This is a genomic window from Nostoc sp. (assembly GCF_036917095.1).
Taxonomy (GTDB): domain Bacteria; phylum Cyanobacteriota; class Cyanobacteriia; order Cyanobacteriales; family Nostocaceae; genus Nostoc.
Genome location: NZ_JBALFH010000040.1, coordinates 296,407 through 310,934 on the forward strand (window position 1 = coordinate 296,407; position 14,528 = coordinate 310,934).

Here is a 14,528-nt window from a genome sequence, read left to right on the forward strand (position 1 = left end):
TTTACAGTACTTTTGCTTATCTTTGGTAGATGCAATAACTGTATTATTTAATATATGTATGGATTCGTACAGAAACCAGCTTGCCTATCAGTATACCTTTTGAGTCAAAATAATCAAGGTATTCGTCCCACTTCTGAAACTGGCTAGAAACTTTTATGATTCCTCACGAAAGTGATGCAAAAGAAGAGCGTGCGTCGTTAAAAGTATGGCGTAGTTGGCAAGAAAATCTGATTTTAATTGCGATCGCATTGTCTTTGGCATTCTTGATTCGGACTTTTATCGCCGAACCCCGCTATATACCTTCTGATTCTATGTTGCCCACCTTACATACTGGCGATCGCTTGGTAGTTGAAAAAATCTCTTACCATTTTCACCCTCCCATAACTGGGGATATTATTGTTTTTCAGCCACCCGCAGAACTACAACGTCGAGGATATCCCAAAGACCAAGCCTTCATCAAGCGGGTTATTGGCAAGTCTGGTGAGGTAATTAGTGTTGCTTCTGGCAAAGTCTACCTCAACGGTCAACCCTTGGCAGAAGACTACATCGCTGAACCCCCAAATCAGCCATTTCGACCAGTGAAAGTTCCAGAAGACGAATTTTTTGTCATGGGCGATAACCGCAACGATAGTAATGACTCTCGCTATTGGGGCTTTTTACCCAGAAAAAATATCATCGGTCGGGCAACGTTTCGCTTTTGGCCTCTCGACCGCATTGGGTTTATTTAAATAGTTAGGAGTCATTCAATTTTGGATTTTAGATTTTTCTTCCAATCCAAGTTGCGCTGTAAGCGCACCAAAGGTGCGACTCAAAATCTAAAATTGGCAGAGTTAGGAGTTATTTTAAAACTTCTAACTTTCAATTTAAAACCTTAAATAATACATCAGTTGGGCGATCGCATCGCCAGGTAGCTCCAATCGGCGCTGAAAATCAGCCAGATTCCGGTAAGGGCCAACTGATTGCCGATTTTGCACCACTGCTTGCGCTAGAGACAAATCGATAAATGGAATTTGTGCTAATTTCTCAACGGTTGCTGTATTCGGGTTAACTAAATGCGGAGGATTTTCTAGAGATTCGCGATCGTAGTAAATAAAATTCAGCAGAGGTGTTAATGGCTCTAGCCGCGGCGCAGGCATACCCAAAGCCGCAGCGATATCTTCAATACAGTAAAATTTAACACCCGAATGCGAAAGTTCTACAAGCGATCGCGCTTGGTGAATTGACAAACCTGGTAGGCGTAACCAATCATCTACAGTGGCTTGGTTAGCATCAATGCGAATACCTAATTTTGCCGCTAGCTGAATTTCTTCCCCAGATTGTAGGCGATAGTAGGGATCGTTGAGGAGCTTGGCGCGGAGTTTTTGCAGCCTGGAATTTAAAGGTAGCCAGTTATTCATGATTGTCGCTTACCTCAAGAAATCTGGTCTAGCAATTGGCGGCGCTTTTGCTCAAATTCATACTCTGAGATCAGTCCATCTTGGCGCAAAGCATCTAATTCACGCATTGCATCAGCGATCGCTCCTACCTGATTAATCGCTTTTTGTGAGTTCCTTGCTGCTGACTTGCCTAGATTAAAATTACGATCGAAAGCTTCTTCGTCTTGGGCTAAATACCAAACTCCCTCAATGGCACTAGCTACCTTGGGGATCGGCGTCCAGGAAAGCAACACATACAAAACACCCCACAGAGGCTGTCCCAGGTAGAATTTATGTAATCCTGAAATTGTCAGCGTGCCAGAAAAAGCTAAAACAGCGGCAACACTTCGGCTTTTGCGCTTAGTCAACATATTTCTAATAAATATACGAATACCATAATTTCTACAATAAGACAGTCAACTACCCTGTTTTGCCCTTCAGACTTTTAGATGGGAAGTCTCACACAATTTAGTATTTGAAGAAATTTGAGTAAGTTTCACATGACTGTGCATTGAGCTTTGATGTTAATTTTAAGTTTTTAACGGATCGGATTACTACGATGTCACAGACCTTCCTACCGCCAGAATGGTTTAAACAGCTTTGCGATCCTTACGCTGTGCTAGGAATCTCTGTGATTGCTGACGATCGCCAGATTTTTAAACGCTATCACACTTTAGCGAAGCTGCTACATCCCGATCGCGATGCCAAAAACTGCAATTCAGACCAAGAATTAGCAACGGCAATATTTAGCCATTTAATCAATCCAGCTTATCAACAACTAAAACATCGACACAAGCGCTTGATTGCGATCGCTATGCTGCGATCGGATGCAAAAGTCTTACAGCAGCAAACCTTATCTGTTCAAAGTGCCATAGCTCAAGAACTTAGAGAAATGTCTACACCCCAAGCAGAATTGTTTTACGAAGAAGCGATCGCTTCCTATGCAGAAGCTCAATACAAATCACTCCATCAGTTTTATCAAGTTACACGACAAATTAATATACTGAATTTAGTTTACTTACAGTTGCATAAACCTGACCTGTTTTTACCACAAAAAGCTGTTGATATCATCCCTGAGGTAGAAGTCAAGCCAGTTGAATTGACATTAGATGAAAAAGCTAATGTCAAACCAGTTTTGACAAACTACGCTCAACGTCACTACCAGCGAGCTATTGAGTACGTCAGGCTAGCGAAATGGCCCCTAGCTGTCCAAGAACTGCGTGATGCCATCAAGTTAGAGCCAAATAACAGCGAATATTATGCTTTATTAGGTTTGGTACATCTCCAACAGAAATTTATCGGGATGGCTAGGGTTTACATTCGCCAAGCATTAAAACTGAACCCCGAAGATCCGCTAGCTTTAAAATACGCTCCTGGACTGAAAATTCAACTGGGCGAAAACATTAATCCTAAATCAATGGCTAAAGCTGTAAGTATTGCGGCTTTATTAAGTCGGTTTAGCTAGGGGAAACGTTCTCAAGTCAAGTGTTGAAATTTCGGTAACAAACCGTACTAAAACCGAAGCTTCGTGACTAGATTACTCCCCTAGACTAAAATAATAAATAGAAGTAAAACTATTAAGCTACTGAGTCTGGGCGCTCAGTTTAATATAAGCAATATGGGATTCTTCGATTCAGAAATAGTTCAGCAAGAAGCAAAACAGCTCTTTGAAGATTATCAAGCGCTGATTAACCTTGGCAACGGCTACGGCAAATTTGACCGCGAGGGCAAAAAGCTATTTATTGAGCAAATGGAAGCCATGATGGATCGGTATCGCATCTTTATGAAGCGCTTCGAGCTATCAGAAGATTTCATGGCACAAATGACAGTAGAACAATTGAAAACGCAATTAGGTCAGTTCGGTATCACCCCACAACAAATGTTCGATCAAATGCACCTCACTTTAGAACGGATGAAAGCCGAGCTAGAGAAGCAAGCCTAGTCAATTTTAGATTTTGGATTAATTGCCAATCCATTCTCCCAAGGGGAGACGCTGTGCGAACGGCTTCAGCAGTCGCTCATGGGGGAAACCCCCTTGGCGCTAGCCTCTCCCTTTGGGAGAAGACCGCGCTGCTTCACCAAAATCTAAATTGCCCTGGAACCACACTAAAGATGCGACTCAAAATCCCAACCAAATTATTGTGACTTGGGACGAGAAAACTGCGAAGGTGACTTGAAGCTTTCTACTGGTACATTCTTAAGTGCCTTTTCCATAAAATCTTTCCAAATGGGAGCGACCATAACACCACCTGTGGCATGGTCAGCTAATTGTCTGTTGTCGTCTCTCCCTACCCAGACAGCAGTTGTTAACTGTGGTACAGTACCAACAAACCAAATATCTTTTTCTGATGATGTTGTTCCCGTTTTCCCTGCGGCTGGGCGACCGATAGCAGCACTTTTACCTGTACCTTCAGAGATTACCGATCGCATCACATCGATAATTGCTGCTGATGCCCAAGGATCGAGAACTAGCTGCGGTTTGGGGGTGTTATCCAGCAACACGTTACCACTACTATCGGTGACGCGGGCAATTACAGTTGGTGGAGATTGCCAGCCATAATTAGCAAAGGTAGCATAGGCACTAGCCATTTCTAGAGGGGTGACCCCAATTGCACCAAGTGGCAAGGAACTCACAGGTTCCATTGGACTCATAATCCCCAAGGTACGGCAAGTTTCTATAACTCTATTCATGCCCACAGCCTTACCAATCTTGATCACGGGAATGTTGCGCGATTGGGCTAAAGCTCTGCGGATTGGCATCGCTCCGCTAAAACTGCCATCATAATTTCTAGGAAAGTACCAACCGTTACCATCTCGATAGCTAACTGGAGCATCTACCACCGTTGAGTCTGGCCCATATTTACCAGTAGCAAAAGCAGTATAGTATACAAACGGTTTAAAAGAAGAACCAGGCTGCCGCTGAGATTGAGTTGCGCGATTGAATTCACTGGTTTTAGGATCTATGCCGCCCACCAGTGCTTTGATAAAATGTGTGCGCGGATCGATTGCCACCAGGGCCATTTGATTCTTAGATAATCCTTGGTCTAAGAGCCTTTTATGCCACTTACTGACAGTTTCCTCTGCCATTATTTGGAAGTTGGCATCAACTGTAGTTTGCACTCGCATCCCACCTTTGAGCAGTGTTTCACGCCCAAACTTCTTAGCCAACTCCTGCGCTACGGTATTGGTTACATAAGGTAGGGCACTACCTTGAAAGGATTTTATTTTACCAAGTTTGATTTCTTGCTTGAGGGCATTGTCGTACTCTGACTGGTTGATCCAGTTCAACTCCAGCATCCGTCCCAGCACTTCTTTTTGTTTCTGTTTTGCCAGCTTCATGCTCACAAACGGGCTGAATTCTTCTGGTGCTTGGATCAAACCCGCCATCATTGCTGACTCACCCAAGCTTAAATATTCTGCTGACTTATTAAAGTAACTGCGGGCAGCTGTTTGTACACCATAATTGTTATGACCCCAATAAACTTGATTGAGGTACATTTCTAAAATTTGGTCTTTAGTGAGAATTTGCTCTAACCGAATTGCTAGCACAGCCTCTGCTAACTTGCGGGTAAAAGCACGCTTGCGAGACAAAAATAAGTTTTTTACCAATTGCATGGTGACAGTAGAGCCACCCTCTTTGACTCCGCCTGCTGCTGCGTTAACGACTACAGCACGCCCAACGCCGACGGGGTTAATACCGTGGTGATCGTAAAAGTGGCTATCTTCACTTGCCAATACCGCCCGTTTAAGGTTAGGAGAAATTCTATCTAAAGGTACGACTTCGCGGTTGGCTTCCCCGTGAATACTCGTTAAAAGTTTGCCTTTAACGTCATAAATGTAAGTCGTTTCTGAGGGAAAGAAGTTACGTAGCTGTCTCACATCTGGCAAATTACGGAAACTGATGGCTAAACCAACCAGTCCTCCGGCTACAATGGAACTTGCCAGCATGGTGATTGAAAGCAGAGTACCGCCAGTTACCTGACCGACTCCTTTCAAAAACTCAAAACCTGATGAAGCCCGACGCTGTGGCTGTTTATCTTCAAAAGTCCTAGACGACGACACGGCTATTTCACTTCCTCACTTGTAAATTTAACTGTAATTGATTGGGTGAAGCAAGGCGGTTAGTTTTTTGCAATTATAGTAGTTTGGCAGATGAGAAAGTGGATAAATTGCAAGTGTTTATAACCAACTTAACTTCTAGTGTGCAAAACATAGCTAATAATCAGTCTCTTAGTATGACGCAAGATTTTGCTTGGTTGCGTCGTGGTGTAGTAGAAGTTTTCCCACAATCAGCTGATGTTAACAGCGAAAGTCTAGAAAGGCTCTTACTAACTACAAACCAACCTTTGAGGGTTAAATTAGGGATTGACCCTACTGGTACTGATATTCATCTAGGTCATAGCATACCAGTACGAAAACTGCGAGCGTTTCAAGATGCAGGTCATACAGCAGTTTTAATTATTGGCGATTTTACAGCGCGTATTGGCGATCCAACTGGAAAATCTGAGGTGCGTCGTCAGCTTACAGAAGCAGATGTAGCGCAAAATGCTCAGACTTATCTTGACCAAGTACGTCCTATCTTGGATTTTGACACACCAGGAAGGTTAGAGGTGCGCTATAACTCCGAATGGCTCTCTGGGCTAAACTTAGAGAAAATTTTGGAGTTACTCTCCACGATGACGGTGGGGCAAATGTTAGCGAAGGAAGGATTTGCCGATCGCTATAAAAAAGAGAATCCGATTTTTATCCATGAGTTCCTGTACCCGTTAATGCAAGGCTTTGATTCGGTTGCAGTTGAGGCAGATGTGGAATTAGGTGGCACCGATCAGAAATTTAACATTGCTGTAGGCAGAGATTTGCAGCGCCATTTTGGGCAAAAGCCCCAATTTGGAATGTTGCTGCCTATTTTGATTGGCACCGATGGCGTGCAAAAAATGTCTAAGTCTTTAGGTAATTATATCGGATTGTCAGAACACCCAGGACAAAAGTATCAAAAGTTGCAAGGAGTTCCCGACAATCTACTGGAACAGTATTTTGAATTGTTGACGGATTTACCTTTGGATAAACTGCCAGAAAATCCTCGCGATCGCCAGACACTCTTAGCATGGGAAGTTGTCAAACAATATAACGGCGAACAAGCAGCCCAAGAGGCTAAAGAAGCAGCCCAAAGCGGCGGTAAGGAAGGTGCAGTTCCAGAATTCTCTCTAGCTGGCGTGCAGCAGTTTCCTACTAAGTTAGCGTATATTCTCAATGTCACTGGCTTGTGCAAAAGTACGGGGGAAGGAAAGCGGAAAATTCAAGAAGGTGGGGTGCGCTTAGATGGCGATCGCATTACTGATGTTGATACTACTTTTGCTGAACCCGCCCAGTTACAAGGTAAGGTTTTACAAGTTGGGAAAAATAAGTTTGTGCGCTTAGTGTCTTAAATGGGGAATGGGGAGTAGGGAATGGGGAATGGTGGACAGGCAGAACAACAAGTTATTGTGGCATTGGATGTGCCAGATGAACAAAGTGCGATCGCTCTTATAGATCAACTCCCGCAAGTGGTTTGGTGGAAGGTAGGTTTAGAGTTGTTCACCAGCACTGGCCCGAAAATTCTAGAAGTGCTAAAGTCCAAGGAAAAGCGCATTTTCCTAGATTTAAAGTTTCACGATATCCCGAACACAGTCGCTGGTGCAAGTCGGAGTGCGGCTCGTTACGGGGTAGATTTATTGACAATCCATGCTGCATGTGGTAAAGAGGCTCTGAAAGGTGCAACAGAAGCGGCACAAGAAGGGGCAACCCAAGCAGGTGTAAAACCGCCTAAGTTAATTGCCATTACTTTATTAACGAGTATTTCTGCTAGACAACTGGCGTTTGATTTAAAGATTCCCCTAGAATTACCAGAATACGCGCTAGAAATGGCACTACTGGCTCAAGAGGCGGGATTGGATGGGGCAGTTTGTTCGCCCCAAGAGGTGGCACAACTACGGCAAACTTGTGGAGATGACTTTTTGCTAGTTTGTCCGGGGGTTAGACCAACTTGGGCTGATAAAGGCGATCAAAAGCGATCGCTCACCCCAGCACAAGCAATTATTGCTGGCGCAGATTATCTCGTGATTGGGCGTCCCATTACTACTGCTACTGAGCCGGAGTTAGCCTGGAAGAGGATTTCTGAGGAGTTAACCACGGTGGCATGAAGCTAAAAGTTAGTGAGAAACTGGGGTATAGGGTACAGCGTCTAGGGGAGAAAATTCTTACCTCTTCGCTCAATAAGAAAAATTATAGTTGGCTTTTAGCTTGTGGCTTCTGGATTTTAGTATCAAATAGCCTTGCTTACCCAGCGTTCTCGACAAACCTCACCCCTAAACCCTCTGCGCTAGCAGAAAAAGAAAATGTTAATGACGGGGTAAAGTCTTTGTGTTCTGAGCAAAATTTAGAAACATTTACTATACAGCTACTGCAAGATTTACCTAGTTATACTAATCGCGCTAGTCAACGCGCCCGTCGCCTCAGAAGAAGCAGTGATGTTTACAGTTATATGCTAGTGGCAGGAAGACCTGAGTTTACTCCTCTACCCCTTAACCTTGAAGAATATAGTGCAGATGCCTCTAAAAGCTCTGCATTAGGAGTTGAGCAAGTTTTCTTTACTACCTTAGAGCGACAGTACATAGGAAAGAAAGCGGTAGAATTGCAGGAATTCCACTGGCTATTGTTGACTAAAACTAAAATTGGTTGGCGTTTAGTGATGATGTTTTCTCAAACTGGTTCCCATTCAACAGAGCAGCCACTATCTCCGCCACGCGATAGTAGTAACGGCACTGTTGCCCAAGGAGTTAAAACTTGGTTACGCGATTGTCAAGCTGGAAGTGTACGACGGATGCGATCGCCAAACTAAGCGATCGAATGATGAATAGGAAGTAGTCCAGAAGTCACAGGATTTTCACCATCCCCAGTGTCAACGCCAAACTCAGATTTTCACTATGACCCAAGAATAACAATTGAGCTGCACCGACATTGTGCGGTTAGAGCGAGGCAATTCCAATCGATTTTGCTCTCTATCAATTTCTAAATAAGTTACTTATTTCCAACAAAATAAATGTACATCAACCAGCTAGCTTGTAACAGTGGAATTGCGCCTATATCTATGGGGGGATTTTGAGGAAAAATAGCTAATAAACAGCGAAAAAAAAGCAGGCATTATTTAAAAACGAAGGCTGGCTTGAATTTAATCGTTGTGACTCCCGTTTTTTGGCGATAACATGTAAATAAGTTTACTTCAAGCTTCTCAAACCGCATTTGGCGTCAGTTTTTTATGGAGATTCAGTTAATCAATATCGGTTTTGGTAACATCGTGTCTGCCAATCGAGTAGTTGCTATTGTCAGTCCAGAGTCTGCCCCGATTAAGCGGATTATTACCGATGCACGGGACAGGGGTCAATTGATTGATGCAACTTATGGTCGGCGGACTAGAGCTGTAATTATCACCGATTCCAGCCACGTAATTCTGTCGGCGATTCAGCCGGAAACGGTAGCAAATCGCTTTGTGATTTCCCGCGATCATCAAACTGTAGATAATTGATTAGGAGTAGATTAACAATCTCATTTCACAATCTCATTTCTATTTGCACCATATCGGCAGTACCATGTGAATTAGACAAGTTCTCTGTTACCCTTGCTACAAATTCTTTAGTCACTAGTGGACTTGGCCAGGAATACAAGACTAATGAATAATATCTATTGATTGATTCACAGATTGAGGGGATGATGCCAGGTTTACCCATCCAGAGTATTGCTACTACCGAAGAACGCTTATATTTAGGCAGATTGATTGTCTTAACTGGCCCCAGCGGGGTCGGTAAAGGCACTTTAATGCGATCGCTCCTAAAACGTCATCCGGAATTATATTTTTCCGTATCCGTGACAACTCGTTCTCCCCGTCCAGGAGAAATCGATGGCAAAAATTATTACTTTATCAGCCGCAGTAAGTTTGAACAATTAGTTGCTGAAGGTGAATTTTTGGAATGGGCAGAATTTGCTGGTAACTATTACGGCACTCCCCGTGAAGCTGTGCTTAACCAAATTCATTTTGGTAAGTTGGTGGTGCTAGAAATTGAGCTAGAAGGAGCAAGACAAATTCGTGCTTCTTTCCCTAGTGCCTTCAGCATTTTTATTTTACCGCCTTCTTTTGACGAATTGGAGAAACGGATACGCTCTCGCGCCCAAGATTCTGAAGAAGCGATCGCCCGTCGTCTACTCCGCGCCCAAGAAGAAATTCAAGCCGCAGATGAATTTGATATTCAAATCGTTAATGACGATTTTGAAACTGCTTTAAATGACATTGAAACGGTTTTGTTTAAATAAGTTAGGAGTTAGAAGTTATGAATTTTAACTCATAACTCCTAACTCCTAACTTCTCATTTCTAAATTAACCAAATAAACCTTGAATTACTCCTAGATTGCTACTCAAAAAGTAAGCAACTACTGCACCACCAATACCACCAATTAAGAAAGAACTGGCAAAATTGTTCCAGCTTTCTTTAGAATTAAAAGCATCTATTGGAGGGTTGGGTACAGTAACACTAGCAAGCGCTTTGGGCGGATTGCTATTCGCGTACAGGGATAGACCTGCGGTAAGAACAACAATCAAGCCAATGGCTGCCAGTAAACCAGCTAAGTTTGCATTATCTGTATCCCGCAGTGGGCCCAATTTGGCAAAGGGGCCAAATATCCAGTAACCATGAGCCATGCCAACTTCTAAACCACGTCTGGCAGGAGTTATACCAGGACGATAAGCTGGCAAGTTATTAATGAACCACTTGGTCAAGGGAGAAGAATTAATCGGGGTTTCTAGATTACCCTTCTGCGGATCGCGGAATGCGGGAAAAACAACTTCCCGATTTCTGGGATCGCTGGGGAGATTTTTTGATGCATCTACTGCTTGCGCCATAGTTTTATCTTTGCCTCTAAATTAAAATGGTGGCATTTTTATATTAATAATAATTGTAGCTAAAGATGGCTTTTGCTTAATAAGTTTAGAAAAATTAATTTAGCTACTTTAAAAACAGTGAAACTCGCGATCCTGTTTACAGATCGCGAGTTTCAAAAAACTATTTTTGCTGCTTATTTTGGTGATAATTCTGCCTAAATTAAGCTGAATACATCAACTACACAATATTAAGCAAAAAATAAGACATTCATTCAACTGTCCTAAATCCAATTTTCCACTTATGGCAGTGGGTGGAAAAGTAGGTCGGGGAAAAACCGGTTGAATTCAATCAAGATACCTGCTGTGATGAACAGCCATATCGTAGCTGCCACTGGCGCTGTAGTAATAAACTTAACCAAATAGGCTGATTGGTTGTTATTGTCTGCCATGAATTTAGTCTCCAAAACAATTAGTTAAGCTGATTTAGCGTGGGGAAATGGGGATTTCTGTATCTTTGGCTGTTAATTTTCCAGACAGAAACTCTTGGAGTGCTGCTACTGGCCAAGTAAAGCCTGACGCTATTATGGGTAATGCCAAACCAAGATCGATTTGGATTTCTTTTTGTTCAGTGTCAGATTCCTTTTTGACCGCTTGCAGATAGGCACGACCTACCCAGCCAATCCAACCAGCAATATATAGAAACAGAATGCTGGGGATCAAAAAGTCACCAGCATGATCTAGACGGCCATCAACAATCAAGTGGGGGTAACCCTCAGGGCCACACAGTTCTTGAGAATAACGCTCAAACCGTTTTCTCCCAGATTCGGGATCGGCGGTGGTATTACGGGCATTAGCAGCTAGCTGTTGAAAAGCGGGATTATCCTTGCACGGTGTCAAATTAGCCCCTAAAGCTTTTGCTGGGGAGGCAAAATTGAACCAAAGACAAATCGCTAAAATCAAAGCAAACAATCGTCGCATAGAGTTGTTTCCTTTTACTACAAAACAAAAAGTTTTATGTACAAAACGAAGCGGCTTGTACAGTTGTTTATTTGCATAACTAGGAAGTCATCATACTCTTGGGTGGGAACCGAGTAAAGTTTAAGTAAATAAAAGTTAAAGCTTCTCAACCAAGTCGTTATCGAATGCTAAGTGGTGAGTAACGAGTCTTAAGTATAAGAATTGTTGTTGTAGGGTAGTAAAGAAGCAAGATTTTGTCTCTACTAATCAAAACTCAGCACTCAGCACCCTCAATGGCAACCGTTTTAGCAATAGAAACCAGTTGTGATGAAACAGCAGTCGCAATTGTTAACAATCGTAAAGTTTGCAGTAGTATTGTAGCTTCGCAAATTCCAGTCCATCAGCAGTATGGCGGAGTAGTACCAGAAGTAGCGTCTCGTGAACACTTGGAAACGATAAATGTTGCGATCGCTCAAGCCTTAGAGCAAGCTCAACTAGACTGGGAGAAAATTGACGCAATTGCCGCCACTTGTGCCCCTGGACTTGTAGGAGCGCTGTTGGTAGGCTTAACTGCTGCCAAAACTTTAGCGATGGTACACAACAAACCATTTTTGGGAGTTCATCACCTTGAAGGTCACATTTACGCAACTTATTTAAGCGAACCAAGTTTAAACCCCCCTTTCTTGAGTTTATTAGTTTCTGGCGGACATACAAGCTTGATTTATGTCAAAGATTGTGGTAGCTACGAAACTCTAGGACAAACCCGTGATGATGCTGCCGGTGAAGCCTTTGATAAAGTGGCGCGATTGTTAAAGCTGGGTTATCCGGGTGGCCCAATAATTGACAAGTTGGCACAACAGGGAAATCCCCAAGCCTTTGCTCTACCAGAAGGAAAAGTTTCTTTACCGGGCGGGGGATTTCATCGTTATGATACGAGTTTTAGTGGGTTAAAAACGGCTGTATTGCGTTTAGTGCAGCAGTTAGAGAAAGATGGAGGACAAGTGCCAGTGGCAGATGTAGCAGCTAGCTTTCAGGAAACCGTGGCACGATCGCTAACAAAAAGAGCGATCGCCTGTGCCCTAGACTATGGTCTAGACACAATTGCCATTGGTGGCGGTGTAGCAGCTAATAGCGGCTTGAGAAAAAACCTCCAAGCCGCCGCCGTTGAACATAACCTACGCGTTCTATTCCCCCCTCTGAAATTCTGTACCGACAACGCCGCCATGATCGGCTGTGCCGCCGCCGATCATCTATCTCATGGTCATACATCCCCCCTCACACTGGCCGTTGAGTCAAGGTTAGCGCTCACCCAGGTGATGAAGTTGTATCACCCCTAATCGTGAGAGGCAGACAGAGAAGACCAATGACCAATGACCAATGACCAATGACCAATGACCAATGACTAATGACTAATGACCAATGACCAATGACCAATGACCAATGACTAATGACTAATGACTATCGACCGAATGCGATCGGCCACTTCATTAGGCTGCTCTAACATAGCCAGGTGTCCGCAATCAGGAATTTCCAAAACATTGTCACCACAGTATTGGAACAGTCTGTGAAAGCTAGCTAAATGGCGCACATACTTGGGTTCCATAACCTTATCTTCAGCACCAGCCAAAAAATAAACTGGTTGCTTTAATTGGGATACTAGCTCAGGTAAACGATTGATTTCTTCTTCAGTTGTGGAGTCTAACAAAGTTCCAAGAGCTGCTTCCGGATCGGCCACAACGAAATCAATCAGCCGCTGACGTGCCCAATAGCGCTCCAAAGGATGTGCCACACTGGCTCTAGTAAACAGCAAATCAATCAAAGGCACTTGAGACAGCCAACGCGGGCGGACTTGCAAAAATTTCTGACCCGCAGAGCGAAACTGCTCAAAGGCTTCTTTGAGGTAAATACCACCACCAGCGTTGATACAAATAACTCCTTTAACACGCTCAGGTATTCGATCTGCTCCCCAAAGAGCGATCGTACCTCCCAAGGAGTGACCAATTAACCAAGCACTGGTAATATTCAGCTGTTTCAGGAGAATTGCTAAATCCTGAGCATAGGCAGCAGGAGTATAAAGAGAATCGATTGGTGAGCCAAGCGCACTACTGGAGATGGGCGTAAGACTCAGAGACGTTTGTGCCTGACTAAAATCAGTTTTTACCTGAGACTGGGATTCACCAAAACCCCGCAAATCATAGGAAAGGCACTGCAAATCATCTGATAGGCGGGAAATCACAGGTTGCCAATACCCACGGCTATTGAGCCAACCGTGGATAAATACTAAAGCATGGGGGCAGGAAGTGGGAGCCGTTAGCTCGTATGCGTGTGGAACGCCCAAGATTTCGATAGTTGCCATATTTATATCGTACCCCTAAGGGCGGGTGCGACTAAATACGGAATAGGAAGATTTAGGAGCTAAGAGTGAGTAATTGTTAATTTTTAACTCAAAACTCCTCATTTTTCTCATTTACCCAGCAATCTCTGTCGCACTCCTTCAGCAATTTTGTGACCAAGATATTCAGGAATAAGGCTTTCATTTGGCCCCAACAAGTAAAGAATTAGCCGTGTACGTCCGCGCCAAACCAGTAAATTGGCATTGACTACCAGCAGGTCTTCCTGCCAGATGGCGTACATCACTTTGTAAAATAATCCTGGCTGATTATCGGCTTCAATCACTAGGGCAGGGAGATGAAAGACTGGATCGACATAAAACTCAGTTTGTACCTGCTCTAAGCCAGTATCAAGATTGAATTCTACTGCCAGCATCTCTTCTACCTCAAACCGACCTCCTAAAGCCTCGCGAATGGCGCGACAGACATTTTCTGCGGTTTTATCGGTCAAGGCTTTACTACCACGAGACACCAACAGTTTGATAAAAACTAACATCGGCGGACGGATCTGACCGTATAGACTCAGACCGTGGATAGTCAACCCATAAGCTGCTAGTACACCAAAAATATCGCTGAGAAGAAAAGATTGGTTGCGGTAAGCAAAATGCAAGGCACTTTTGCTACCTTCGGGTTTCAGCTCAATAACAGCGCGTCTAGTTTTATAGAGACGGTAGGCTAGCCGTAAATTTTGCAGTTGAATCTCACTGCTGACGAATTGCTCATAAAACTGGGGAAACGCTCGATTAAAGCGCTTTAGGAGTTCCAGTGTTGAAGATTTTAAACCAGAAGCCATTGTTAAGGGTAAGACTCGCTTGCTTTGGTCACCTGGGGACTAGGGGCTGGGTGTTGGGGACTGAG

17 protein-coding genes are annotated in these 14,528 nt (G+C 43.6%); 9 read left to right on the top strand and 8 right to left on the bottom strand.

Annotation, left to right across the window (positions count from 1 at the left end; all coding sequences use genetic code 11):
- The first annotated feature begins 155 nt into the window (after window positions 1-155).
- The gene (gene lepB, locus V7L01_RS20855; protein WP_335037996.1) at window positions 156-728 is read left to right on the top strand and encodes a signal peptidase I; all 573 of its coding nucleotides are present in this window, start codon (window positions 156-158) and stop codon (window positions 726-728) included.
- A 135-nt stretch (window positions 729-863) separates the two neighbouring features.
- On the opposite strand, the gene V7L01_RS20860 is transcribed toward lepB, so the two are convergent.
- Window positions 864-1,397, bottom strand: coding sequence for a ComEA family DNA-binding protein (locus tag V7L01_RS20860; protein WP_335037997.1), 534 nt, complete (start codon window positions 1,395-1,397; stop codon window positions 864-866).
- A 14-nt stretch (window positions 1,398-1,411) separates the two neighbouring features.
- Complete coding sequence (locus V7L01_RS20865) at window positions 1,412-1,786, bottom strand: NINE protein (RefSeq protein ID WP_194042368.1); 375 nt, start codon at window positions 1,784-1,786, stop codon at window positions 1,412-1,414.
- Window positions 1,787-1,974: 188 nt separating this feature from the next.
- On the opposite strand from V7L01_RS20865, the gene V7L01_RS20870 reads away from it, so the two are divergent.
- Both V7L01_RS20870 and V7L01_RS20875 read left to right on the top strand, forming a co-directional pair.
- Window positions 1,975-2,880, top strand: a complete 906-nt coding sequence (locus tag V7L01_RS20870; RefSeq protein ID WP_335037999.1) for a J domain-containing protein — start codon at window positions 1,975-1,977, stop codon at window positions 2,878-2,880.
- Between the two features lie 153 nt (window positions 2,881-3,033).
- Window positions 3,034-3,357, top strand: coding sequence for a DUF1825 family protein (locus V7L01_RS20875; RefSeq protein WP_335038001.1), 324 nt, complete (start codon window positions 3,034-3,036; stop codon window positions 3,355-3,357).
- A gap of 194 nt (window positions 3,358-3,551) precedes the next feature.
- Here the strand turns inward: V7L01_RS20875 and V7L01_RS20880 are convergent, their stop codons facing one another.
- Window positions 3,552-5,477 carry a transglycosylase domain-containing protein gene (locus V7L01_RS20880; RefSeq protein WP_335038002.1) on the bottom strand — a complete coding sequence of 642 codons (1,926 nt, stop codon included), beginning with the start codon at window positions 5,475-5,477 and terminating at the stop codon, window positions 3,552-3,554.
- 173 nt (window positions 5,478-5,650) lie between these two features.
- Between V7L01_RS20880 and tyrS the strand changes: the two genes are divergently transcribed.
- The 5 genes from tyrS to gmk all read left to right on the top strand — a co-directional run bounded on the left by tyrS (window position 5,651) and on the right by gmk (window position 9,758).
- Entirely contained in the window at window positions 5,651-6,841 is a 1,191-nt protein-coding gene (tyrS, locus tag V7L01_RS20885) for a tyrosine--tRNA ligase (RefSeq protein ID WP_335038443.1), read from the top strand.
- Between the two features lie 21 nt (window positions 6,842-6,862).
- Window positions 6,863-7,594 carry an orotidine-5'-phosphate decarboxylase gene (gene pyrF, locus V7L01_RS20890; RefSeq protein ID WP_335038003.1) on the top strand — a complete coding sequence of 244 codons (732 nt, stop codon included), beginning with the start codon at window positions 6,863-6,865 and terminating at the stop codon, window positions 7,592-7,594.
- Window positions 7,591-8,292, top strand: coding sequence for a hypothetical protein (locus V7L01_RS20895; RefSeq protein WP_335038005.1), 702 nt, complete (start codon window positions 7,591-7,593; stop codon window positions 8,290-8,292). The genes pyrF and V7L01_RS20895 overlap by 4 nt, the downstream gene beginning before the upstream one ends.
- A 417-nt stretch (window positions 8,293-8,709) precedes the next feature.
- Window positions 8,710-8,976, top strand: coding sequence for an extracellular matrix/biofilm regulator RemA (gene remA, locus V7L01_RS20900; protein WP_012410221.1), 267 nt, complete (start codon window positions 8,710-8,712; stop codon window positions 8,974-8,976).
- Between the two features lie 182 nt (window positions 8,977-9,158).
- Window positions 9,159-9,758 carry a guanylate kinase gene (gene gmk / locus V7L01_RS20905; protein ID WP_335038445.1) on the top strand — a complete coding sequence of 200 codons (600 nt, stop codon included), beginning with the start codon at window positions 9,159-9,161 and terminating at the stop codon, window positions 9,756-9,758.
- Window positions 9,759-9,822: 64 nt separating this feature from the next.
- On the opposite strand, the gene V7L01_RS20910 is transcribed toward gmk, so the two are convergent.
- The 3 genes from V7L01_RS20910 to V7L01_RS20920 form a co-directional block, all read right to left on the bottom strand.
- Entirely contained in the window at window positions 9,823-10,344 is a 522-nt protein-coding gene (locus V7L01_RS20910) for a photosystem I reaction center protein subunit XI (protein ID WP_335038007.1), read from the bottom strand.
- A gap of 278 nt (window positions 10,345-10,622) precedes the next feature.
- Window positions 10,623-10,772, bottom strand: coding sequence for a photosystem I reaction center subunit IX (gene psaJ, locus V7L01_RS20915; protein WP_335038009.1), 150 nt, complete (start codon window positions 10,770-10,772; stop codon window positions 10,623-10,625).
- A 34-nt stretch (window positions 10,773-10,806) separates the two neighbouring features.
- A complete protein-coding gene (locus V7L01_RS20920) occupies window positions 10,807-11,301 on the bottom strand; it encodes a Photosystem I reaction center subunit III (RefSeq protein ID WP_335038011.1) in 495 nt (164 codons plus the stop codon).
- Between the two features lie 272 nt (window positions 11,302-11,573).
- Between V7L01_RS20920 and tsaD the strand changes: the two genes are divergently transcribed.
- Complete coding sequence (gene tsaD, locus V7L01_RS20925) at window positions 11,574-12,617, top strand: tRNA (adenosine(37)-N6)-threonylcarbamoyltransferase complex transferase subunit TsaD (RefSeq protein ID WP_335038013.1); 1,044 nt, start codon at window positions 11,574-11,576, stop codon at window positions 12,615-12,617.
- Between the two features lie 107 nt (window positions 12,618-12,724).
- Here the strand turns inward: tsaD and V7L01_RS20930 are convergent, their stop codons facing one another.
- Entirely contained in the window at window positions 12,725-13,636 is a 912-nt protein-coding gene (locus V7L01_RS20930; protein ID WP_335038015.1) for an alpha/beta fold hydrolase, read from the bottom strand.
- 107 nt (window positions 13,637-13,743) lie between these two features.
- Window positions 13,744-14,463, bottom strand: a complete 720-nt coding sequence (locus tag V7L01_RS20935; protein ID WP_086763971.1) for a hypothetical protein — start codon at window positions 14,461-14,463, stop codon at window positions 13,744-13,746.
- Window positions 14,464-14,528: the final 65 nt, after the last annotated feature.